The sequence below is a fragment of the Haloarcula salina genome (assembly GCF_010119195.1).
Taxonomy (GTDB): Archaea; Halobacteriota; Halobacteria; order Halobacteriales; family Haloarculaceae; genus Haloarcula; species Haloarcula salina.
In genome coordinates this window covers 339942-362087 of sequence record NZ_WRXL01000002.1, presented here as the reverse complement: position 1 = coordinate 362087, position 22146 = coordinate 339942, and the positions used below count along the sequence as shown (strand labels likewise).

The 22146-nt window shown below is 66.1% G+C and carries 22 protein-coding genes and 1 tRNA gene; 4 read left to right on the top strand and 19 right to left on the bottom strand.

The annotated features are described in order from the left end of the window. Positions 1-20: 20 nt before the first annotated feature. The 3 genes from GM656_RS06810 to GM656_RS06800 all read right to left on the bottom strand — a co-directional run bounded on the left by GM656_RS06810 (position 21) and on the right by GM656_RS06800 (position 3888). A complete protein-coding gene (locus tag GM656_RS06810) occupies positions 21-713 on the bottom strand; it encodes a DUF7344 domain-containing protein (RefSeq protein WP_162412913.1) in 693 nt (230 codons plus the stop codon). 502 nt (positions 714-1215) lie between these two features. Beyond that, positions 1216-2934, bottom strand: coding sequence for a DUF7343 domain-containing protein (locus GM656_RS06805; protein WP_162412912.1), 1719 nt, complete (start codon positions 2932-2934; stop codon positions 1216-1218). A 180-nt stretch (positions 2935-3114) separates the two neighbouring features. Then, positions 3115-3888, bottom strand: a complete 774-nt coding sequence (locus GM656_RS06800) for a helix-turn-helix domain-containing protein (protein WP_162412911.1) — start codon at positions 3886-3888, stop codon at positions 3115-3117. 148 nt (positions 3889-4036) lie between these two features. Between GM656_RS06800 and GM656_RS19315 the strand changes: the two genes are divergently transcribed. After that, on the top strand, positions 4037-4150 hold the full coding sequence (locus GM656_RS19315; protein ID WP_217284957.1) for a DUF2089 domain-containing protein: 114 nt from the start codon (positions 4037-4039) through the stop codon (positions 4148-4150). A gap of 151 nt (positions 4151-4301) precedes the next feature. Here the strand turns inward: GM656_RS19315 and GM656_RS06795 are convergent. Both GM656_RS06795 and GM656_RS06790 read right to left on the bottom strand, forming a co-directional pair. After that, positions 4302-4376, bottom strand: a tRNA-Val gene (locus tag GM656_RS06795). A gap of 47 nt (positions 4377-4423) precedes the next feature. Then, positions 4424-4693: a DUF7553 family protein gene (locus GM656_RS06790; RefSeq protein WP_162412910.1), complete on the bottom strand. Its 270-nt coding sequence runs from the start codon at positions 4691-4693 to the stop codon at positions 4424-4426. 161 nt (positions 4694-4854) lie between these two features. Between GM656_RS06790 and GM656_RS06785 the strand changes: the two genes are divergently transcribed. Further along, positions 4855-5805 carry an MBL fold metallo-hydrolase gene (locus GM656_RS06785; protein WP_162412909.1) on the top strand — a complete coding sequence of 317 codons (951 nt, stop codon included), beginning with the start codon at positions 4855-4857 and terminating at the stop codon, positions 5803-5805. 47 nt (positions 5806-5852) lie between these two features. On the opposite strand, the gene GM656_RS06780 is transcribed toward GM656_RS06785, so the two are convergent. The 11 genes from GM656_RS06780 to GM656_RS06730 all read right to left on the bottom strand — a co-directional run bounded on the left by GM656_RS06780 (position 5853) and on the right by GM656_RS06730 (position 16678). Next, complete coding sequence (locus tag GM656_RS06780) at positions 5853-7415, bottom strand: NADH-quinone oxidoreductase subunit N (RefSeq protein ID WP_162412908.1); 1563 nt, start codon at positions 7413-7415, stop codon at positions 5853-5855. Beyond that, positions 7416-8951: a complex I subunit 4 family protein gene (locus GM656_RS06775; RefSeq protein WP_162412907.1), complete on the bottom strand. Its 1536-nt coding sequence runs from the start codon at positions 8949-8951 to the stop codon at positions 7416-7418. It lies immediately after the preceding gene. After that, positions 8952-11045: an NADH-quinone oxidoreductase subunit L gene (gene nuoL / locus GM656_RS06770; RefSeq protein WP_162412906.1), complete on the bottom strand. Its 2094-nt coding sequence runs from the start codon at positions 11043-11045 to the stop codon at positions 8952-8954. A 3-nt stretch (positions 11046-11048) separates the two neighbouring features. Further along, positions 11049-11351, bottom strand: coding sequence for an NADH-quinone oxidoreductase subunit NuoK (gene nuoK / locus GM656_RS06765; RefSeq protein ID WP_162412905.1), 303 nt, complete (start codon positions 11349-11351; stop codon positions 11049-11051). Further along, positions 11348-11770, bottom strand: a complete 423-nt coding sequence (locus tag GM656_RS06760; RefSeq protein WP_162412904.1) for an NADH-quinone oxidoreductase subunit J family protein — start codon at positions 11768-11770, stop codon at positions 11348-11350. Before GM656_RS06760 ends, nuoK begins: the two co-directional genes overlap by 4 nt. Then, the gene (locus tag GM656_RS06755) at positions 11767-12036 is read right to left on the bottom strand and encodes an NADH-quinone oxidoreductase subunit J (RefSeq protein WP_162412903.1); all 270 of its coding nucleotides are present in this window, start codon (positions 12034-12036) and stop codon (positions 11767-11769) included. Before GM656_RS06755 ends, GM656_RS06760 begins: the two co-directional genes overlap by 4 nt. Before the next feature lie 321 nt (positions 12037-12357). Continuing rightward, entirely contained in the window at positions 12358-12819 is a 462-nt protein-coding gene (locus tag GM656_RS06750) for a NuoI/complex I 23 kDa subunit family protein (RefSeq protein ID WP_004518194.1), read from the bottom strand. 34 nt (positions 12820-12853) lie between these two features. Beyond that, the gene (locus tag GM656_RS06745) at positions 12854-13894 is read right to left on the bottom strand and encodes a complex I subunit 1/NuoH family protein (protein ID WP_162412902.1); all 1041 of its coding nucleotides are present in this window, start codon (positions 13892-13894) and stop codon (positions 12854-12856) included. Continuing rightward, on the bottom strand, positions 13894-15576 hold the full coding sequence (locus tag GM656_RS06740) for an NADH-quinone oxidoreductase subunit D (RefSeq protein ID WP_162412901.1): 1683 nt from the start codon (positions 15574-15576) through the stop codon (positions 13894-13896). Before GM656_RS06740 ends, GM656_RS06745 begins: the two co-directional genes overlap by 1 nt. A gap of 3 nt (positions 15577-15579) precedes the next feature. Continuing rightward, on the bottom strand, positions 15580-16272 hold the full coding sequence (locus tag GM656_RS06735; protein ID WP_162412900.1) for an NADH-quinone oxidoreductase subunit B: 693 nt from the start codon (positions 16270-16272) through the stop codon (positions 15580-15582). After that, complete coding sequence (locus GM656_RS06730) at positions 16265-16678, bottom strand: NADH-quinone oxidoreductase subunit A (protein WP_162412899.1); 414 nt, start codon at positions 16676-16678, stop codon at positions 16265-16267. The genes GM656_RS06735 and GM656_RS06730 overlap by 8 nt, the downstream gene beginning before the upstream one ends. A 197-nt stretch (positions 16679-16875) precedes the next feature. Between GM656_RS06730 and GM656_RS06725 the strand changes: the two genes are divergently transcribed. Beyond that, positions 16876-17823 (top strand): AAA family ATPase, encoded by a 948-nt coding sequence (locus tag GM656_RS06725; protein ID WP_162412898.1) that lies wholly within the window; start codon positions 16876-16878, stop codon positions 17821-17823. On the opposite strand, the gene GM656_RS06720 is transcribed toward GM656_RS06725, so the two are convergent. Together GM656_RS06720 and GM656_RS06715 are read right to left on the bottom strand one after the other, a co-directional pair. Continuing rightward, positions 17820-18278: a GtrA family protein gene (locus GM656_RS06720; RefSeq protein WP_162412897.1), complete on the bottom strand. Its 459-nt coding sequence runs from the start codon at positions 18276-18278 to the stop codon at positions 17820-17822. The genes GM656_RS06725 and GM656_RS06720 overlap by 4 nt on opposite strands. 6 nt (positions 18279-18284) lie before the next feature. Beyond that, entirely contained in the window at positions 18285-19709 is a 1425-nt protein-coding gene (locus tag GM656_RS06715; protein ID WP_162412896.1) for a sulfatase-like hydrolase/transferase, read from the bottom strand. Positions 19710-20120: 411 nt separating this feature from the next. Here GM656_RS06715 and GM656_RS06710 point away from each other — a divergent pair, with 411 nt between their 5' ends. Beyond that, on the top strand, positions 20121-21476 hold the full coding sequence (locus tag GM656_RS06710; protein ID WP_162412895.1) for a DUF7827 domain-containing protein: 1356 nt from the start codon (positions 20121-20123) through the stop codon (positions 21474-21476). Between the two features lie 35 nt (positions 21477-21511). Here GM656_RS06710 and GM656_RS06705 read toward each other — a convergent pair whose 3' ends face one another. Beyond that, positions 21512-22123, bottom strand: a complete 612-nt coding sequence (locus tag GM656_RS06705; protein ID WP_162412894.1) for an ArsR/SmtB family transcription factor — start codon at positions 22121-22123, stop codon at positions 21512-21514. Between the last annotated feature and the right edge of the window lie 23 nt (positions 22124-22146).

Below are 22146 nucleotides of genomic sequence, written 5' to 3'. Positions count from 1 at the left end.
TGTCATGTTCTACGCGGGGCTCACTTCACACGCCCGACAGCCGACGAGACGAGGTCGGCCGTGTGACGTTCCGAGGGCGTCGACAGCCAGTGACCCAGTCCGATCCCCAGGAACAGGACGCTGGCCAGTATCGCGAGCCCGACGCCGGAGAGGGCCGGGAGGAAGAGGCTACCGATCCCCAGTCCCGCGGTGGCGAGCACGACCCCGGCCGCACCGAGAGACCGCGTCGACACGTCGGTGTCCCGAGACTCGGCCGTCGTCGCGTCACGGTCCCGGGACTCGGTCGCAGCCCGAGCCGGCGTCTCGTCGGTGGGCGTCGACAGGAGCGACGGCTCCTGATCCAGGTACCTGTCGAATGCGCTCGCGAGCGGCGTCGGTTCGACCAGTCCGCGGTCCTGGTTGTAGTTGACGACGCCCGCGTCGTCCATCTTCGGGAGGTGGGACTGGTACAGCGCGATGTACACGCGCTGGCGTTGCTTCGACCGGAGCGCGTCGACCGTGGTGTCGTGCTCCAGCGCGGCGATGTGCTCGGCGATGTCGCTCATGTCTGCCGGCTCGTCACCGGAGTACTCGTGCAGATACTTGAGTACGAGGCGGCGACGACGACATTGGAGGACGTGGAAGATGTCGTCGCGCGTGAGTTCCTCGTCTGTCTCTAACTCGTCGTCGGAACCGGCTGCGGAGGGTTCTGTAGTCGTCTCAGCTATCGACATGTTCGTCTCACCCTTTGCTACCCACCCGACATATACCGGGCCGACTGTTCCGCCGGTTGCGACTGTTTCACCGTTTTACCGGGGAGATAACGAACGGTTTACCGTCAGTTCACAGCGAGAGAACCGGACATATGGGCCCACAGTAGCCCATTTTCGGCACGTTAGCCGATGCTTCGGTTCGGCCGATCGTTTCGAGACAGATAGACAACCGTTTTCGCGTTTCTGCTGGAGATTATGTAGGATACCGAACCGTTTCGCGCAAATCCGCCAGACACATGTCAGAGCTGATAACATACCTCGAATATCGAATTCGACCATGTACGGGCTTGAGGAGGACAAATTCGGCCAATTCGAGGTGATGCGGAGGGGTGTCGGGATCGCGGACGAGGAATCGACTCGTTCACGTGATGGTCCTGCGAGCGAGTGAAGCGGGCGCGAGCGCCGGGTGCGGAAGAGAGATGTGACTATCGACCGGGCTGGCCCGGATGTCCGTGGCGGAGAGTTATCCGCCCGGTGTGGGCGGCCGTCCGTCGGTCGGATTCGCAGCGTGAGTGGGCGTCGCGGCGGCGGGCTTGGCCCGCTCCAGACAGATGAGGTTCTCGCGTCCGAGGCGAATCTTTACGACGTCGTCGGCGTCGGCCATGCTCGAGAGCAGCCGGCTGACCTTCGCCTTCGACCAGTCCGTGGCCGCGACGATGTCGCTCTGGTGCATTCGGCCGCTCTCGGCTTTCAGCATCATCGTGACGAGTCGCTCGTCGGGGACGAGTTCCGTGTCGGCACGCTCGAACACGTCACTCGCGCACTCCGCATCGGACATCGGTTCGTCCGGTGCCCCACGCTGTTCGTCGCCGGCCTCGATCTGCCTATTGATCTCGATGATTTCCCTGTCGAATTCGAGCGAGCGGTAGACGAACAGCCTGAGCGACGCGGAGAGATCCGTGAGCGAGCCGCGCCTGATCGCGGCGACCGTCAGCCCGATTCCGATGACGAAACCGAGGAACGCGGACGTGACCCACGCCGGTGTGAGCGCGCTGTTCGGGTCCGTCCCCCAGGTGACTTCCTGCTGATCGCTGAGCAAGTCGCCGTCGGAGTCGGACGCGAGCGGCGACGTTCCGGTCGTCGAGACCTCGGTGCCGTCGCTGAGGCCGTCGCTGTCGGTGTCGACCGTCAGCGGCGACGTTCCGACCTCCAGTTCGCGGCCGTCGGCGAGGCCGTCACCGTCGGTGTCGGAGACCGTCGGCTCGGTCCCGGCCCGGAGTTCCGCGCCGTCGCTGAGGCCGTCGCCATCAGTGTCGACCACCGTCGGGTTCGTCCCGAGCGAGCGCTCGCGCCCGTCGGCGATGCCGTCCCCATCGCTGTCGGCCTTCGCCGGGTTGGTACCGATCTTCAGTTCCGTCCCGTCCAGCACGCCGTCACCGTCTGTGTCGGCAACTGTCGGGTCGGTCTTCCCCGAGACCTCCCGCTGGTCGGTCAGGCCGTCACCGTCGGTGTCGATCGCCGACGGGTTCGTTCCCACCGCCAGTTCGCGCTCGTCGACCAGTCCGTCCCGGTCCGTGTCGGCCAGCGTCGGGTCGGACCCGCCCCGTACCTCGGCGGCGTCGACCAGTCCGTCCTCGTCAGTGTCGGCGATGGACGGATCGGTCCCGTACTGGTGCACTTCCGCACCGTCGGTCAGCCCATCGCCGTCGCTGTCGGCGGTGGTCAGGTTCGTCCCCAGTTCGATCTCGTTGCTGTTGTTGAGACCGTCGGCATCGAGGTCCCCGGTCCGCTCGATCGCCTGAAGCGGGACCGTCTCGGCGTCGAGCGTCGCGTTCGAACTCGCGTTAGAGAGAGAGACAGTGAGCGACGCGAGTCCGTCAGCGCCCGGGGTCGAGAGGTTCACGTGTCCGTCGGGGCCAACGGGCGCACACGAGACCGATCCGTTCGCGCGCAGACAGACCGACGCGTTCGCCCCCGGTGAGACGACGCTCGTCGCGATTTGATAGCCGCTGGCGCGCTCGCCGTCGATCCGTTCCCAGACGAAGGCAGTTCCGTTCGGTCCGCGATCGACGGCCTGTGTCGGCTGGACCGTCGCTATCGCGGGTCCGCTCTCGTTCGTGACGACCGTCGCGTTCTCGGCTTGCGGAGCTGCACTATTGGCTGCGACGACACCGACGGAGAGAGAGACGACTGCGACCAAGAGGAGAAACGTGCATAGTCCACTGACGATTCTGTATCCCATACCATATGACTGTCAGAGCGGAATAATATCCTTTTTGGCACAGCATCACCGATCGGACGAGGACTGGCATTACCGATCAACGTCTCCGCTCGTGTGGTTAATCGGTTGATAGATGTAGTAATCACGCCTTATCTCCGCACTCTGTTCGATTCCGGTACCGAGTTACCACATTCGACTCGCTTACTCCGTGGGCACGTCGAGTTCCGACCCGAGGACCTGATCCAGCCCGCGGCGGATCCGCTGTGACACTGCCGACGGCGAAATCCCGAGTTCGTCCGCCAGCTCGGCCTGTGAAATCCCGCGTGGAACGTCGAAGTATCCCTCGCGGTGCGCGGTTTCGAGCGCCGTTTGCTGGTCAGCGGTCAGACCACAGACGCCAGCGTTCGACCCGCCACCCGTCCGGTACAGGCGGTCGAGTCTGAAGGTGACGTTCCGGTCGGTACAGACGGCCCGGAACTCCGAGAGCGCCGTCCGTGAGACGAACTGCGCGCAGACCTGCCACTGTCCGTCGGCGGTTCGCATCTCGAGGACGCGACCGCCCGAACGGACGAGCGACGGTGTGATCCGTTCCGCCTCGCCGGTTACCTCGACGCGATAGAGCCGTCTGCTCGGACTGCGGTCCAGTACGGCGGGGTCGGTAACAGTCGCGTCCGCGCCGAGTGCCGCCTCGAATCCCTCGAAGTCGTCGCCCTCGACGGCGACCACCAGCAGTGTCGATTCGCCGTCGGCCACCTGTTGTTCCAGGGAGACGGTTACGTCACTGCCGGACGCAACGGCATCCGTCAGGACCAGCCCGGCGTGGCTGAGACAGAACTCCACGCCGAGTGGCTCCCGTTCCCGACTGCTCTCCGATGACGTATCCCGTTCCTGCGAGAGCGGCGCGGGTCCGTGGGTAGTGTCGTCGGGCGGGCGAGCAGTTTCGGTGGTCGACCCCTGGTCGGCGGTGTCGCGCATACAACAGTACAGTCGTAATGGACAGAAGCCCATTGCTACTATACAGATAGTGAAGTACCCGCGAAAGTACTATGCTGATAGCGATACTCTGGGGTGAGCGTCTCGCCGGTGAGAAACGTTCACGTCGATCGCGCCCGACGGTGTTCGTATGGGCGATCCCGCCTGTTATCGCGACTACTGCCCCGCCTGCGACATGCAAGTGACGATCACCGACGGCGAGTGCCCTGACTGCGGTGCCTCGCTGGAGACACACGACTCGTAACCGCTCGGGCCCGGCGATTGTTCTATCAGATCTTCACCGCAAAACGAATGGGTTGGGGCGGATTCTCACCGGAGCGAGACTCACAGCGTTCGTCTCGCAGGGTCCGAATCGACGACCCAGACCAGCCGCTCACAGTGTTCGCGGCAGGGTATGGGTTGGGGCGGATTCGAACCGCCGACTTCCTCCGTGTGAAGGAGGTATCATAACCGGACTAGATCACCAACCCGCTCACCTGTGGCTATTCGAGGGGATGCCTTAAGAATTGCTTTCCGACTACGCCTCGGTCTCTTCTTTCTGGCGGTACGCTCCGATCTTCTCGCGAGCGTCGGCTATCGCCTGCTCGGCTTCGCCCTCGGCCTTCCCCTGCAGTTCCTTCAGGTCGGCTTTCACCGAGTCGAGGCGGCTCGGTTCGGGCTCTTCTTCTTTCCCGGTGAGTTCTCGGAACCGTTCTTCGACTGGTTCGAGTTCCTCTTTGACACCTTTCGTGGCCGTCTCGCCAGCGCGCTTCAGGTAGTACCGGGCGTCCTCGAAGTGTTTGTTCATATCTGTCCCTACGTGAAGGACGAATATATCTCTTGTGCCCGGCTAGTAACAATCGACTACCTGATATACCCACTCTCAGTGACCTACGGCCCAAGTGTCGCCCCTGCCAGCCCTCCGGATCGGGGTGAACTGTTTTCAGCGGGCGACCGTTATGACGAGACATGTTTACGCGGGTGTCGATACCTACACCTTTTCAGGTGGGTCCGGTCAACGCCTACGTCGCGGGCCGAACGATCGTCGATCCCGGCCCGGACAGCGAGGAGGCGTGGTCACGGCTGGTCGAGGCGCTGGAGGCACGCGAACTCGCCCCCGCCGACATCGAACAGATCGTGGTCACGCACCCGCATCCAGACCACTTCGGGTTGGCGAAGCGCTTCGCCAGCCAGGGCACGCGAATCCTCGCCAGTCCGCCGGCCGCACGCATCATGGCGGACTTCGCGGCGCAACTCGACACCGAGCAGTCGTACTTCGTCGACTTCTTCGAGCGCTGTGGGACATCCGCTGAAACCGCCGCGACGGTCACGCAGCTCCCGGAGGCGTTTCTCGCCTACGCGCAGAGCGTCGACACCGACCGCAAACTGGACGCCGGTGACACGGTGACGGTCGACGACCGGATGCTCACTGTCGACACCGTCGAGGGGCACGCCGCCGGTGAACTGATCTTCTCCTACGACGACGAGGGCCGACGCGAGGCGCTCGTCGGCGACAACGTCCTCGGCGACATCACGCCGAACCCGTTCCTCCAGGCCCCGCCGGAGCGCGGAGCCGAACGCCCTCGTGTCCTGCCCGCGTTCAACGACTCGCTGCGGTGGCTCCGCGAGCAGGGACACGACCGCTTTCTCACCGGTCACCGCGAACCCGTCGACTCACCGCGAGAGCGCATCGACACTATCCTCGACGAACACGACCAGCGGACCGACGAGGTCGCGGAGATCGTCGCCGGCGGCGCGACGACCCCGGTCGACGTGATGACGGCCCTGTTCGGTGATCTGCCGGCGACCGAGTATTTCGCCGGACTCAGCGAAGCCGTCGGCCACCTGGACGTACTCGAAGCCGACGACCGCGTCGAGCAGCGTGAGACCGGCGGCGTGTTCGTGTACGAGTCGGTCTGATCGGACGAGATAGGCGAGAACAGCGACAGAAAGCAGAAATCGGGCGTCTACAGCAACTGCGCGGCCTGGAAGGCGATCTCCGAGACCTGGTTGAAGCCGGGGACGAGCAGGAACGTCACGATCGCCGCCCCGACGACGGCCGTGTACAGGCCCATCGGGTACGAGTCGATGGAGCGCTCGCCGGTCGGCTCCTCGATCCACATCGCCTTGACGACGCGGGAGTAGTAGAACAGGCTCAGCGCGCTGTTGATGATGAGCGCGGCGGCCAGCGACCACGCGCCGACGTTCAGCGTCGCCTGGAACAGGTAGAACTTCGAGAAGAACCCGCCGCCGATCGGCAGGCCGGCCAGGCTGAACAGGAACACCGTCATCGCCGCGCAGGCGACCGGCGCTTCCTTGCCGAGGCCGTTGTAGTCCTCGAAGCGGCGGCCGACGCCCCAGTACTCGGCCAGCGCGATGAACAGGAACGCGCCCGTGTTCATGAAGCCATAGACCAGCAGGTGGGACATTCCGGCACTGATACTGAAGCTCAGCCCCTCACCGGAGGCCGACACCGCGGCGAGGCCGATGAGCACGTAGCCGGCGTGGCCGACGCTGGAGTACGCCAGCATCCGCTTGACCTTCTCCTGGGTCGCCGCGGCGAAGTTCCCGATGAACATCGTCGCGATGGCGAGGATCTGGAAGGCCACGACCCAGTTGATCGCCCCGCCGGTGGCGAGCAGGTCGCCGATCGGGAAGGCGACGGCGAAGACGCGGAACGCCAGCACGAAGCCTGCGGCCTTCGACGCCGACGAGAGGAAGCCCGAGATGGGCGCGGGCGCGCCCTCGTAGGCCTCCGGTGCCCAGAAGTGGAACGGCACGGCGGCGGTCTTGAACGCCACGCCGCCGATGACCATCAGGATCCCGACGCCGAGAATCGACATCGGCACCGCGGGCTCGCCGGACTGCGCCTGGACCGATCCGTCGACGATGGTCTGGATGGTCCCGCTGGAGATGGCCGTCGCGATGCCGTCGAACCGGAGGACGCCGGTCGCGGCGTACACCAGCGAGATGCCGTAGGCCAGCACCGCCGAGGACACCGCGCCGATGAGGAAGTACTTCAGGCCCGCCTCGACGCCGCCCCTGTTCTTCTTGAGGAACGCGACGAGCGCGTACGAGGGAAGCGACACAAGTTCGAGCGCGACGAACGCCGTCGCGAGGCTGTTGGCCGCGCTCAGAAGCGTCATGCCGGTCGCCGACAGCATCACCAGCGCGAAGAACTCGGCCTGGTAGCTGTGCTCGGACACGTAGTCGTAGCTCGCGAGCACGACCAGCGCAGTCACGCTGGCGACGATGACCATGAAGAACAGAGCCATCTGGTCGACGACTAGCTGACCGCCGAACAGGACCGGGGTCCCCTGTCCGCCTTCACTCGTCGGGACGCCCGTGCCACCGATGATGAACCCGACGGCCGAGGCCAGCGCGACCAGCGAGCCCACGACGGAGATGCCGGCAAGCGCCGGCGTGTTCGTCGTGTCCGGATCGATGGAGTCAGACAGCAGCAGGACCAGCGAGGCCAGTCCGAGCGCGAGCGCGGGCGCGAGCCCCATCCAGCTCGGTAACTGTGCCATCTATGCACCACCTCCGAGGTCGAGAACCGGGGAAATCGAGTGCTGTATCATGTCATACGAGAGGTCGGGAGCGACGCCGAGCGCGATGACCAGCAGGAGCAACACCGCGAGCGGGGCCACGTCGTGGAACGCGGCCGGGCCCACGTCGTAGTCCGTCTCGATGGCGAACGGCCCGAAGAGGGTCCGCTGCATCGCCCACAGCAGGTAGCCGGCCACGACGACGATGCCGAACATCGCGAGGGCGGTCAGCACCGGTGCCGCGCCGCCGAGCGTCGCGGCGTCGAACGAGCCGAGGAAGACGAGGTACTCGGCCGCGAAGCCGCTCATCAGCGGCAGGCCCATGTAACCGAAGGCGGCGGCGACGAAGATGCCGACCGTCCACGGCATCCGGTCCGCGAGGCCGGACATGTCGCCGACCATCCGCGTGTGCGTCGTGTTGTAGATGACACCGACGGACATGAACATCAGTCCCGAGATGAGACCGTGAGAGATCATCTGGAAGGTCGCCCCGCCCATTCCGTGGGGCGTGAACGCGACCAGTCCGAGGATGACGTACCCCATCGAAGAGATGGAGGAGTACGCGACGATGCGCTTGAGGTCGCGCTGTGCCAGCGCGAGCATCGCGCCGTAGATGACGCTGACGACGCCGACGATGGCGAGCGGCACCGCGAGCTGGCGGGCCGTGTCGGCGAGCATCGTGAAGTTGAACCGCAGCAGGGCGTAGGTCCCCATCTTCAGGAGGACCCCGGCCAGCATGACCGACACCGGCGTCGGGGCCTCGACGTGTGCGTCGGGGAGCCACGTGTGCAGGGGGAAGACGGGCACCTTCACCGCGAAGCCGAAGAACATCATGACGAACGAGAGCGTCATGAGGTTGATTCCGGCGACGGTCGGCAGACCGCTCGCGTTACGGAACGCCTCGGCCATCGCGGGCAGGGCCAGCGACGTGAGGTCGGTGGCGAACACCAGCGCGAATAGGCCGGCGAACATGACCAGCGACGCCACGTTCGTGTACACGAAGAACTTGATCGCGGCGTACTTCCGGCGCGGGCCGCCCCAGACGCCGATGAGCAGGTACATCGGTATGAGCACGCCCTCCCAGAAGACGAACCAGAGGAAGAAATCGAGCGCGGAGAACACGCCGATGAGGCTCACCTCCATCAGGAGCATCAGCCCGTAGAACTGGGACTGACGCTCGTCGATGGGCGTCCAGGCGGAGACCAGCGCGAGCGTGGTCAGGATGGTCGTCAGCGCGAGCAGCGGCATGCTGACGCCGTCGAGCCCGACGTAGTACGACACTTCGAGCCCGCCAAGCGAGATCCACGGGATCTGCTGGCTGAAGGCGATGTCGCCCGGCGAGAGCAGGGCGTTACCGGTGCCGCCGTACTGCGTGAGGTACACCCAGTACATGTAGACGCTGATGAGGGCGGGGACGGCACTGATCCCGGCGGCGAGCTTCCCGGCGTACCGGTTCGGGGCCAGGAAGACGACGCCCGCGCCGAGGAGCGTGATGGCGATGAGTGCGGCGACCCACATTCAGAACCACCCCCCCATGACGCCGAAGAACGCGAGCAGCAACACGAGCCCGAGCGTCAACAACATCGCGTAGTTGCTGACGAGGCCGGACTGGATCCGGCGGATGCGGCTCCCGCCGAACAGGCTCACGCTGGAGACGCCGTTGACGACGCCGTCGACGACGCCCTGATCGAACTTGTCCATCGCACGCGCGACCGGGTAGGTGACACCCGTCGCGAGCCACACCTGATACTCGTCCTGGTAGTAGTTGTGCATGAGTACCGTCTTCAGACCGCCGAGTTTGTCCGTGTGCTCGACCGGATCGGGACCGGCATAGAGGCTCCGGGCCGCGAGCACGCCGGCGAGTGCAAGCCCCAGCGAGATGCCCGCAGAGGCGAGCAGCGTCGGCGTCTCACCGAGCGGGTAGCCCTTCGTGACGTGTGCCACGTCGTGCAGGAGCGTCTCGTAGTGGTGCAGTCCCGTGTTGAGCGCCGCGGGCCAGCCGCCCTCATCGGGGCCGTTGAGCCACACGTGCAGGAAGTCGATGTGCGCCCCGGTCAGTTCCGCGACGGGCTTCATGTTGATGAACCCGATGGTCGCGGCGAGGAACCCGAGGACCGCGAGCGGCCCCTTGACGTTCCAGCGAACCGGAACGGGGTCGCGTGCGGTGTCGGAGCGGGCGTTCCCGTGGAACGTCAGGTAGACCATCCGGAAGGTGTAGAAGCCGGTGAAGAACACGGCGAGCAGCCCCATCGCGTACGCGAGGAGATACGCCGTGCCGAGGCCGCCCTCCGTCCCGAAGCCGTGGATGAGCGCCTCGTAGAGCACCTCGTCCTTGGACCAGAAGCCGGCGAACGGAACGATGCCGGCGAGCGCGAGCGATCCGGAGAGGAACGTCCAGTAGGTCACCGGCATGCGCTCTTTCAGGCCGCCCATGTCCCACATGTTCTCGTTGTGGTGCATGGCGATGATGACCGATCCCGCGCCGAGGAACAGCAGCGCCTTGAACACGGCGTGGGTTGTCAGGTGGAAGACCGCGGCGATGTACCCGCCGGAACCCAGCGCGAGCATCATGTACCCGTACTGGGAGATGGTGGAGTACGCGAGGACCTGCTTGATCTCCTGTTTCACGAGGCCCATCGTCGCCGCGAACAGGGCCGTGAAGCCGCCGACGAGCGCGATGACCGCGAGCGCCGTCGGGGAGATGGCGTAGAAGCCGTACATGCGCGCGACGAGGTAGACGCCGGCCGCGACCATCGTCGCCGCGTGGATGAGCGCCGAGACGGGCGTCGGGCCTTCCATCGCGTCCGGGAGCCACGTGTGTAGCGGGAACTGCGCGGACTTCCCGATGACGCCGCCCAGCACGAGCAGGCCGAGGACCGTGAACCAGGCCTGCGCGCTCATCCCGACGGTGTCGAGCATCGCGATGGACTCCGTCTCGCCATCTATAACGGCGTGCTCGGCCAGCACCGGGAAGCTCTCGGCGACGACCTCACCGCCCTGCGTGACGGGCGCGAACAGGCCCGTGCCGAAGGTCGCGAAGATGCCGACGACGCCGATGAGGAAGAAGTAGTCACCGAAGCGGGTGACCAGGAACGCCTTCTTCGCGGCGCTCGGCGGTCCCGCCTCGCGGAACCAGAAGCCGATGAGCAGGTACGAACACAGGCCCACCAGCTCGAAGAACATGAACGCCATCAGGAGGTTGTTGGCGACGACGAACCCGAGCATGCTCGCCGTGAACAGACCGAGACCGGCGTAGTAGCGCGGTAGTCCGGTCTCGTCCTCGTCGTTCATGTATCCGAGCGAGAAGATGTGCACGAGGAAGGAGATCAGACAGACGATCAGCAGCATGAGCGCCGACAGCGGGTCGAGCAGCAGTCCGAATCGGAGTTGCAGGGACTCGACGCCTGCGACCCACGTGTAGACGAACTGGTTGTACGTCTCACCGCCGGCGACGGTCAGCGCGACCCAGATCGACAGCAGGAGCGATCCACCCGTCGCGGTGATCCCGGCGAGCGCGCCGCCTTTCGGCATGCGGTCGCCGGCGAACAGCGCCACGAGGAACGATACGAACGGCAGCAAGACGATCGCCGGAGCGTATGTGAATGCAGCCATCTGTTACCACCTCATCGTCGTCGCCTTCGTCACGTCCACGTCCGTGAAGTTGCGGTACAGGACCAGGATGATGCCGATGCCGATGGCGACCTCCGCGGCGGCCAGCGCCATCCCGAACAGCGCGAACACCTGGCCGGTGAGGTTCCCGTGCTGGAGCGAGAACGCGACGAAGTTGATGTTCGCGGCGTTCAGCATCAGTTCGACGGACATCAGGAAGATGAGGGCGTTCCGTCGGGTGAGGATGCCGAACAGTCCGATACAGAACACCGCCGCCGAGAGCAGCAGGTACGTCTCTGCGGGGATCACGCGTCGTCACCCCCGGTCTCGTCCGACGGGGCGGTCGGCTCGCCGCCGTCCGCGGCGACGGACTGCTGGTCGGTTTCGGTCCCGCCGAACGCGAGCGAGACGATCTCGCCGGCGTCCTCGCGGCGCGCGAGCATCACGGCCCCGACGAGCGCCGCGACGAGGACCACGTCGATGATCTCGAACGCGACGAGGAAGCCCTCGCTCGGGACGGCCGATTCGCCCTCGCCCATGATCGCGCTCGGCGCGATGTCGAACATCGCCGCGCCGAGGCTCTTGGTTATCGCCGCGCCCTCGCCGAAGCCAGCGGGCGTCGGAAACGAGACGCCCATGAACACGGCACCGAGGACGACGAACAGGGCGATCGCGGCCAGTCCAGCGACGAAACTCCCCTCCGTGTGCAGTTCGGGTTTGTTGGTCATGGTGCCACCTCGATCACCGACTCGTCCTCGCGGGTCAGCATCACCGCGAAGGTGATGAGGACGAGGACGCCGCCGACGTACACCAGGATCTGCATCGTTGCGACGAACGCCGCCTGGTTCATCACGTAGAACACTGCGACGCTGACCAGTGACACGCCCAGTAACAGCGCCGAGTGCCAGACGTCCCGGACTAACACGACGCCCGCCGCGCTGCCCACTGTCACCAGAGCGAACAGCGCGAACGCGATTGACTCGTACAGTGCCATCTTACTTGGAGACTCTTGCCGGCGGCCCTTTGAAGATTCCTCTTTCGTCTCGCCAGTAGAGCCACTGTTTGCCGGTATGTCCCCGCGCTCGTGGGCCGCGTGTCAGACGAATCGCGGACCTATCGGTCCGGCAACCAATACGAGGGGATTCGCCGCGCACGTGGGCATCGATACCGCCAATTTTTTACGCCGACCTTCGGCGATGCTACCGTTCCGGTCGCGGCTGACCTCAGTCAGAGCGGTGGTCACCCAACGGAAAGCATGCTGAGAACCAGGTCCCGAGTCGAGGCCTCGAAGACTCGGAAAAAACTGCCGTCTGTTCTACTGGTAGTCCACTTCGCCGTCGCCCTCGCCGATCCACGCGCCCCGGTCCGGTTCGCGGGATTCGAGCGGGTCAATGTCCTTGTACCACGGCACGTTCTTGAGCTGCTCCTTGTCGTAGGCGAACTCGTCTTTCGTGTCCGCGGTGAACTCGAAGTTCTGGGTCAGCAGGATGGCGTCTGTCGGACAGACCTCCTCGCACAGCCGGCAGTAGATACACTGGCCGATGTGGAGGTTGTACTGCTCGCCGTTGCGCTGCTCGTCCATCACGATCTGGATCGTGTTGTTCGGACAGACGTTCTCGCACTGCCGACACCAGATACACCGCTCCTGGCTCCACTTGTGGACGCCGCGGAAGCGGGGGCTCACCTCGGGGGCCACGTCCGGGTACTCCACCGTGAACGTCTCCCCGTCGAGGGCGTGTTTCATCGTCGTCGCCATCGATTTCAGGATTCCAATCATGACAGGTCACCTCCGTTCGCTCGCGTGCGGGACATCAGGCGATCACCCCGACGATGACCGCGGTCAGCAGCAGGTTCGCCAGCGAGAGCACCAGCATGCCCTTCCAGCCGATCTCGATGAGCTGGTCGATCCGGACGCGGGGCACCGCCGAGCGGGCCCACTGCGTGAACAGGAAGACGCCCCAGATCTTGATCATGAACCACACGATGCCCGGCAGGACCGGACCGGCCGGTCCGCCGAGGAAGATGGTGGCGATGATCGCGCCGCCGAGGAAGATGTGGATGAACTCGCCCAGGTAGACGAGCACGAAGTACACCGAGGAGTACTCGGTCTGGTACCCGGCGACGATCTCGGTCGGCGCTTCCGGAATGTCGAATGGGTTGCGGCCGACCTCCGCGAGGTTCGCGATGAGGAACAGCACGAACGCGAAGGGGTTCACGAAGGCGTACCACGACGGCAGCGGGCCGATCAGCGACTGCTGCTGGGCCGCGACGATCTCGCTCATCTGGAGCGAGCCGGCGAAGATGACGACCGACGCCCCCGTGAGGATGAGCGGGATCTCGTACGCGACGTTCTGTGCGACGGCGCGCAGACCGCCGAGGAACGAGTACTTGTTGTTCGACGCGTAGCCGGCCATCACGAGGCCGACGGAGGCCATCGAGGCCGTCGCGAACACGTAGGCCAGGCCAACCTCGGGGTCGGCCAGCTGGATACCGTTGCCCATCGGGATCACGGCGAACCCGAGCAGGGCGGTGCTCGCGATGACCAGGGGCGCGAGGTCCCACGCCGGACGGTCGACGCCCTCGGGGACGATGAGTTCCTTCGAGAGCAGGCGGACGGCGTCTGCCACGATGATGAACAGGCCGAACGGACCGATCCGATTGACCGCGATCCGGTCGGTGAACGCGGCGGTGATCTTCCGCTTGGCCCACGGACCGGCCAGCGCCGTGTTCGTCATCATGAGCGTCCCGATCAGCGCCGCACCGATCAGGCTCATCACGATCATCACCGGCGTGCTGTTGGGATCGAACCCGAGGAGGTTCGCGAGCGTCTCTGGCAGGGGCGCGGACTGCATTAACGGTCCACCTCCCCGAGCACGATGTCGAGGCTGCCCAGCGAGGCGATCATGTCAGGGATGTACTCGCCCTGGGACATCTCCGGCAGCGTCTGCAAGTTCGAGAAACACGGGCTGCGGATCTTGAACCGGGCGGGCTTGTCCGTCCCGTCCGAGCGGATGTAGATGCCGAGTTCGCCCTTGGCGCCCTCGACCGCGCGGTAGACCTCCTTGTCGGGGTCGGGCCGGAGCGTCCGCGGCACGTTGGCCTGGATCTCGCGGTCGTCCTCGGGCCAGTCTTCCAGCAGGTCGACGCACTGGGAGATGATCCGGGCCGACTCCTCGACCTCGCGCATCCGAACGAGAACGCGCGAGAAGTTGTCGCCGCCCTGTTCCGTGACGACGTCCCAGTCGAGTTCGTCGTAGTAGCCGTAGGGGTCGTCCCGCCGGAGGTCGTAGTCGACGCCCGAACCGCGGGCGACCGGACCGGTCGCACCGTACTGCTTGACCTGATCCCGCGAGAGGACGCCGGTGTCGACACACCGCATCTGGAAGATCTCGTTTCCGGTGACGAGGTCGTGGTACTCTTCGAGCTTGTGTGGGAGCCCGTCGAGGAAGTCCCGGACCTTCTCGAAGTACTCCTCGCGGGGCTCCGGGAGGTCCCAGGCGACCCCGCCCAGGCGGAGGTAGTTGAACATCAGCCGCTGACCGGTCAGGTCCTCAAGCAGGTTCTGAACGATCTCGCGGTCGCGGATGCCGTACTGGAAGACGGCGGTGAAGTCGCCGAACACGTCCAGCGCGAACGTCGCCAGCGCGAGCATGTGCGCGGCGATTCGGCACATCTCCGCGGACATCGTCCGGATGATCTGTGCGTACTCGGGGACCTCGATGTCCGCCAGGTCCTCGGCCGCGCGTGCGTAGGCCCACTCGTTGAGGATGCCGGCCGAGATGTAGTCCCACCGGTCGGGGTAGGGCATGATCTGGTGGCGGTACGTGCCCTGCTGGCACATCTGCTCTTCACAGCGGTGCAGGTAGCCGATGTCCGGCTCGAGGCTGGCGATCTGCTCGCCGTCGAGCACCGTCTCGACGTGGAGGACGCCGTGGGTCGCCGGGTGGTGGGGACCGATGTTGACGAACATCGTGTCCGGGTCGTCCTCGCTTCGATGGTCGTCCTGCAGCGGGTTGGCGTTCTCCCGGAGCGGGACGATCTGTGGCTGATCCTGGTTGTAGTCCTGGCTCAGCGGGTGTCCCTGCCAGGTCTCGGGCAGGAGGATGCGCCGCAGGTCGGGGTGGTCGTCGTACTCGATGCCGACGAGGTCGTACGCCTCCCGCTCGTGCCAGTCCGCGGTGTCGTAGACGCGAGCGGCCGACTCGTTGTGCGGGTCGTCCTTCGGCGAGGGGACGACGACCGAGAGTTCCTGCGTGGGGTCGGCGTACTTGCGCAGGTGGTAGATCGACTCGTAGCGGTCGTCGTACTCCTGTGCGGTGACGCAGCTCAGGTGGTCGAAGCCGACCTCCTGTCGCAGCGTCGAGAGGACGTCCTGCACTTCGTCCGGGCGGATGACGAACCCCTCGGCGTTGACGTGTTCCTCGCGGTCGAGGACGTGTCCGCCGAGCAGGTCCGCGAGCGCGTCGTAGTCCAGCCCGTCCTCCGTCGCGCCCACGTCGAGTTCCGTGTCGCGTGATGGTTTTTCAAGACTCATGGATCAGGGGGAATCGTTCCAGTTGTACCGCATCACGAGGTCGTCCTCGTCGATCTCGCTCGCGAGCTTGTCCACGAGCTCGTCCTGTTCGAGATCGCCGAACTGCTCCAGTTCGTAGGGCTTGACCGTCACCGGCGAGGACTCGCCGTTGGCGACGCGCTCCTGGAGCTTGGCGACGCCGTAGATCAGCGCCTCCGGGCGCGGCGGGCAGCCCGGGACGTGGATGTCGACCGGGATGACCTCCTCTGCGCCCTTGATGACGTTGTACCCCTCCTGGAACGGGCCCCCGGAGATGGTACACGACCCCATCGAGACGACGAACTTGGGCTCGGGCATCTGGTCGTAGACCCGCTTCATCCGCGGGGCGAACTTCGAGACGATGGTCCCCGGGACGATGATCACGTCCGCCTGGCGCGGAGAGGCGCGCGGGACCCCAGCTCCGAAGCGGTCGAGGTCGTGCTTGATCGCGTAGGTGTGGATCATCTCGATGCTACAGCAGGCGATCCCGAACTGCAGCATGAACATCGAGGAGCCCCGGACCCAGTTCATGAACTTGTCGAACTTGGTCAGGATGAACGGCGTCGATCCGAACGCTTCGCGCAGCGTCGAGTTGAAGCGGTCGTCGGCCCCGTCACCCATGCGGGCCTCCTGTGTCGATACGTCTTCGACGGCCGGTGGTGTCTGGTCACTACTCATACGTGTCTGCCCCCTTCGTGGCGCGCGGGCTGCGCACCCACTGGACTGCGCCGTTTCGCCAGGCCCACCCCAGTCCGACGACGAGCACACCGATGAATACGACCATCGGCAGGAGCACTTTCGTCATCCCGACCGCGGCGACGGCGTCGCGGTAGATGACCGTCCACGGGAAGATGAGGACGGTCTCGATGTCGAAGATGACGAACAGCAGCGCGACCATGTAGTACTGGATATTGAACTTGATCTGCTGGCTGCTGCCTGTCGGCACTTCGCCGGACTCGTAGGTGGCGCGTTTACCTTGTTCCGGCACGCTGGGCCGCAAGAGGCTCGAAACTGCCATCATGCTGATCGGGATGGCAACTGCCACGACCGCGAGCGCGCCGATGGCGATCCATGGATTACTCATTCCGGTATCTCCTATCGTCTGCCGGTTAGAAGTACTCGCATATAAGGGTTCATTGTTCGGTTTTCCCGCCCCTCGGGGTCGTATAAGGGGCGACACCGCAATCGGCGCTGTCGGCGTCCTCCGGCGGGCCGCGCCGGGTCGTGATCGGCGACCGCGGCTCTCGATACGCATTTACCGGGCCCGGGACATGACAGGATATGGACGCTACCGAGGCAAGCGAGGTGTCGAGTCGGGTGCTCGACGAGATCGGCAGCGCGGTCGTCGCTGACAGGGGATTCTTCGAGACGGTGCTGCTGGGCGTCGTCGCGAAGGGCCACGTCCTGCTGGAAGACGTCCCCGGGACGGGCAAGACGCTGACCGCCCGAAGCGTGGCGACCGCGCTCGGCCTGTCGTTCTCGCGTATTCAGTTCACGCCGGACCTGCTCCCGGCCGACATCACCGGGACGCACGTCTTCAACGAGCAGTCGCGCGCCTTCGAGTTCACCGAAGGGCCGGTGTTCGCCAACGTCGTGCTGGCCGACGAGATCAACCGCGCGCCGCCGAAGACCCAGTCCGCGCTGCTCGAAGCGATGGAGGAGGGACAGGTCACGGTCGACGGCGACACGTACGAGCTGCCGACGCCGTTTTTCGTCATCGCGACGCAGAACCCCGTCGACATGGAGGGGACGTTCGAACTCCCAGAGGCCCAGGTCGACCGGTTCCTCGCGAAGACCTCGCTCGGCTACCCCGACGGCGAGGGCGAGGTCGAACTCCTCCGCCGGCGGGCCGGGCGAACGACGCAGAGCCCGACCGTCGAGCCGGTGCTCGACACCGAGTCGGTACAGGCGCTCCGGGCCGTCCCGGAATCGATCACCGTCGACGATGATCTCCTGCAGTACATGGCCGACCTCGTGCGCGCCACGCGAGAGGACCACCGCGTGGACGTCGGCGTGTCACCGCGCGGCACACAGCGGCTGTTCGAGGCCGCCCGCGCGATGGCCGCCATCGCCGGCCGGGAGTACGTCACGCCGGACGACATCAAACGCGTGGCCCAGCCGGCGCTGGCCCACCGGCTCGTCCTGACGCCCGACGCCCGCGTCGAACAGGTCGACAAGCGGGCCGTGATGCGGACCGTCCTCGACGAGGCCCCGGTCCCGACCGTCTAGCCCCACGTCCAGTAGGCGTCGAGCGCGTACCGGTAGACGCCGGTCAGGGCGATGGCCCCCGCGTTCGCGAGCAGGATCTCCGAGCTCTGCCAGGTCGCAGTCGTCCCGCTGCTGGCGAGCACGTACTCCACGGCCCCCGACGTGACGAACACGTAGAGGATGCCGAGCTGGATCAGGAGCGCCGAGACGCGGACGAGGTTGGTCTTGCCCATCCCGACGAGGTACTCCCTGAGCGTCGAGTGCGCCGAGCGGTGGAACGTCCAGGCGTTGTTGAGCACGTACTGGAGGAGGATCGTGATCTCGATGGCGATCGCCCCCGCGACCAGATAGTGCAGTCTGGCGACTGTGACGAACGTCCACAGCAGCGCGGTCTGGACGAGCGCGGCCAGCAGTCCGACGAGAAAGAAGCGAACGAGTTGCTGTCGCCGTGCCGGCGTGACGACAGCTGACGCCATACGTCGCTACTGATAACCGAGCGCCTTTAGTCGTGCTGTTATCTCCTCGGACGTGTCGGCGCTCGTCCCGTTCGAGCCCGTCTGCTCGTCGAGCGCGTCGAGGTGGTCGGAAACGGCCGACGAGAGCCTGTCGAGCACCGTCTCGGGCGGATCCGCGTCGGTCGCGTCGGCACAGAGGTCCTCCTGTTCGCCGGGATCGTTCGCCCGGTCGTACAGTTCTCGCCGGCCCGAGTCGGTGAACTCGATGTACGTGTAGCGCTCGTCACGCGCGCTCAGGAGGAGTTCGCCGTCGGTCCGACTCCGCGGAATCGGCTGGCTGGTCACGCTCTCGCCCCGGACCGCCGCCGAGACGATGGGACCGCGGTCCGCGATTGCCTCGCCGCTGACGGCCGGCGCGACGGACTCGCCGTCCCACTCGTCCGCGGGGGAGAGCGACAGCAGGTCACAGACGGTCGGCGGGATCGTGTCGAGGCCGACCGGCGTCTCGACCCGCCGGCGGTCGCCGTCCGGCGTCGAGACGATGTAGGGCACGTCGACGAGTTCGCGGTAGAGTTTCGGGTAGTGCGCGAGGTGGCCGTGGTTGAGGAACTCCTCGCCGTGGTCGCCGGCGACGACGACGGCCGTGTCGTCGGCGTGGCCCTCGGTATCGAGCGTCTCCAGCAGGCGACCGACGCTCGCGTCGACCTGCCGGACCGTCGCCTCGTACAGCGTGCGCAGCGTCTCCAGCGTCCGCTCGTCGACCTCCCAGCCCAGACCGGTCCGGATGTGCGACCCCAGCATCCGCAGGACGCCGAAGTGGTTGTCCGAGACCTCGCGGATGTGCCGCGGAGCGGGGACGTACGGCGTGTGCGTGTCCATGTAGTGGACCCAGAGGAAGAACGGGCCGTCCGTCCCTTCGAGGAACGTCGTCGCGCGCTCTTCGAGGTCGCCCATCCGCGACACGTCGGCGAAAGGGCGTTCGTCGGACCCGCCGCGAAGGAACGTCGCGGCGCGCTTGAACGGCGACGCGCCCAGTTGGACCCACGCCTGCACGGTCGGGTGGGCGGCGAGGTACTTGCTGTAGCCGCCGCTCTCGACGAACGGCTCGAACTCGTCGAACCCCCGGTCGTAGCCCCAGTGGTCCGTGAGGAAGCCGTTCGCGGCGTTGAATCCCGCCGTCTCGATGCCCGCCTCGGACAGCCGCTCGGCGAGCGTCGGCGTCGACGCCAGGCCGATGTCGTCGCTCTCTGTGAACACCGGCCTGGAACCGTGGATGCTCGGGAACGAGAACGGCGTCCAGTTCCCCTGCGCGACGGCGTTTTCGAACACGACGCCGTCCTCGGCCAGAGAGTCCAGCACCGGTGACGGACTGTCCGTCCCGCCCAGCGCGTCCGCCCGCAGCGAGTCGACGGTGATCAACACCACGCTGTTCGTCGCCGGCGAGCCTGTCATCGCCTCGCCTCCGCGCGGGACTGTCCGGTCGTCGCCTCGCCGGAACGGGATGTCGGGACCGGTGGCCCCACCACGTCGTCGCTGGCCACTTCGCTCATACCCCCTCATATAGGACACTGAATACTGAACGTTCCGGATGTATTCACCGCACGCCCGGGGAATCAGACCGCCCGATGCCCGCAGTGGCCCGAAAATGGAGGGTCTTCGACGGTCGTCGCAGGTCCCACAGACCCGTGACGAGGGAGACAGCGCCGTCGGTTTCAAACTGGATTTAAGCTATCGGAGCGCGTTTTGGGTCCCGAGGCGAACGTTCGCCCGCATGCCAGCGAAGTGCCCTCCATCCGCGGTATCTCCGTGGGTAACACCGCCGCACAGACACCGACCGCTCCCGCGTTCCGTGGGGGTGGTGCCGTGAGCGCGCGCTCGCTCGCGCTCGTTGCCCTCGTCCTCGGAGCCGCCGCCGTCGGAACGCTCCCGGCCGCGGCCGAGCAACAGACCTCGTTCGACGAGGACAGCTTCCCGCTCGTGGCCGCCCAGCAGCAGGTGGTGACCGGAGAGACCACCGTCGAGCCCGGAACGGAAGTGACGGTCCGGATCCAGTCGACTGAGCCCGAGACCCCGTTCCTCTATCAGTCACACACCGAGGTACAGGACGACGGAGCATTCGCCGCCGTGCTCGGCCTCTCCGCCGTCCCGGCGAACACGAGCTACGAACTCGCCGTCCACGCCGACGGGACCGAGCTAGCCAACCGGAGCGGGACGGTCCGCGCGTGCGAAGACGACTGTACCGACCCGATTCCGGAGACGCCGACGCCCTCGGAGGCCGCGAGCGACCCGACCGTCGTCACGGTCGAACAGGGCGGGACGGCCGAGATCCCCGTTCCGATGGACGGTGACGAAACGCGGACGCTCTCCGTCGGTGGTCCGGAGGTCAACTACGTGATCAACGCGACCGTCACTGACGGCGACGACGACGGCGAGGTGCTGGTCCTGTTCAACACGACGAGCGCCGGGACCGACGCCCCGACGCTCACGGCGGCCGACGACGGCGACTCGGTCTCGGTCACCCGTCCCGAACCCACCCTCTCGTCGCCGCTCGACCCCGCGGCCTACGAATACCGACTGTTCGACGGGACGGATACCGGCGGGAGTCCCGATGTCGCGGGAACACTTCAGATAGTGGACGACGGCGCGACTGACGGGGAGTACGTCGTCGAAGAGGCCGGGGAGTTCGGGTTCGAGCGCGCAGTCGTCCGGACCGGACAGAGCGCGACCGCCGAGGTCCCGATCGTACTGGCCGACGCGGACGCCGTGTCACTCTCTATCGGCAGTCCCGACTCGGGCTACGAGATCAACGCGACCGTCCGAGACGGAAACGGTGACGGTCGCGCAGTCGTGCGGTTCGACGCGACGTCGGCCGGCCGCGAGGGCGCGACGCTCTCGACGGCGGCGGACGCCGACGCCGTCTCGGTGCGGCCCGGGTCAGAGGTCGCGCTGGATAGCCGACTCGACGCCGGGAACTACGACCTCACGCTGTATCGCGGGTCGGAAATCGACGGCGAACCCGACGAGATCGGGACGCTCGTCGTCACCGCCAGGAACGAGACGGCCTCACAGTCTGGCGAGTCGACGACCGCCTCCGTGACGGGCGGCGACGACCCGGTGGGACAGCGGAGCGCGCTCGGTTCCGGTGCCGGCGTTCTCGCCCTCGGCGGCCTCGTGGGCATCGCCGGAATCGCCGTCGTCTTGCGAGCGATTCGCGGCTGAGCGCAGGCCGCTTCTCGACCGAAGAGCCCCGGTTTTTACGCGTCCGTCGCCAGCGCGACCAGGCCGAGGATCGCGAGACAGCCACAGAAGAAGAGCACGCCGGGCTCGACCACCTCGAAGACGAGGTGCGCGAGCGTCCCGGTCGGCTGTACCGGCCCCGCGTTCGGGCTGGCGGGCGCGAGGACGCTCGTGCCACGGGCGGACGCGGCCAGCCGCTCGGCCCCCCACTGGACGAACAGGCTGGCGACGCCGAGGAGGCCGAGGCCCGCGAGCACGTCGGTCAGCGACTGCTCGACCCGCGGCCCCAGGTCGCTGTCGCCGACCAGCACGATGGGATCGTTGGCCGGGCCGTACACCGTCATCTCGTTGCCCTTCTCGGAGTATATCGTGTCGATCGGTTCGACGAGGTCCGCCGATTCGAGGTTCGAGAGGTGGTAGTGGGCGTTCTGGACGGAGGTGTCACAGCGCTCGGCGATCTCCGAGGCGGTCCCCGGCTGGTCGAAGAGGGTCCGAAACAGCGACCGACCGGTGTCAGAGGCGAGCGCGTCGAGCACGGCGTCCGTCTCCGTCTCCGCCACGTCGAGCACGCGCGGGTCTTCGTCCGCGGTCGCCGAGCGATCCTGGAGGGACTCGATGAGGCCAGACATAGATCGTCGTCACTCACGCCTGA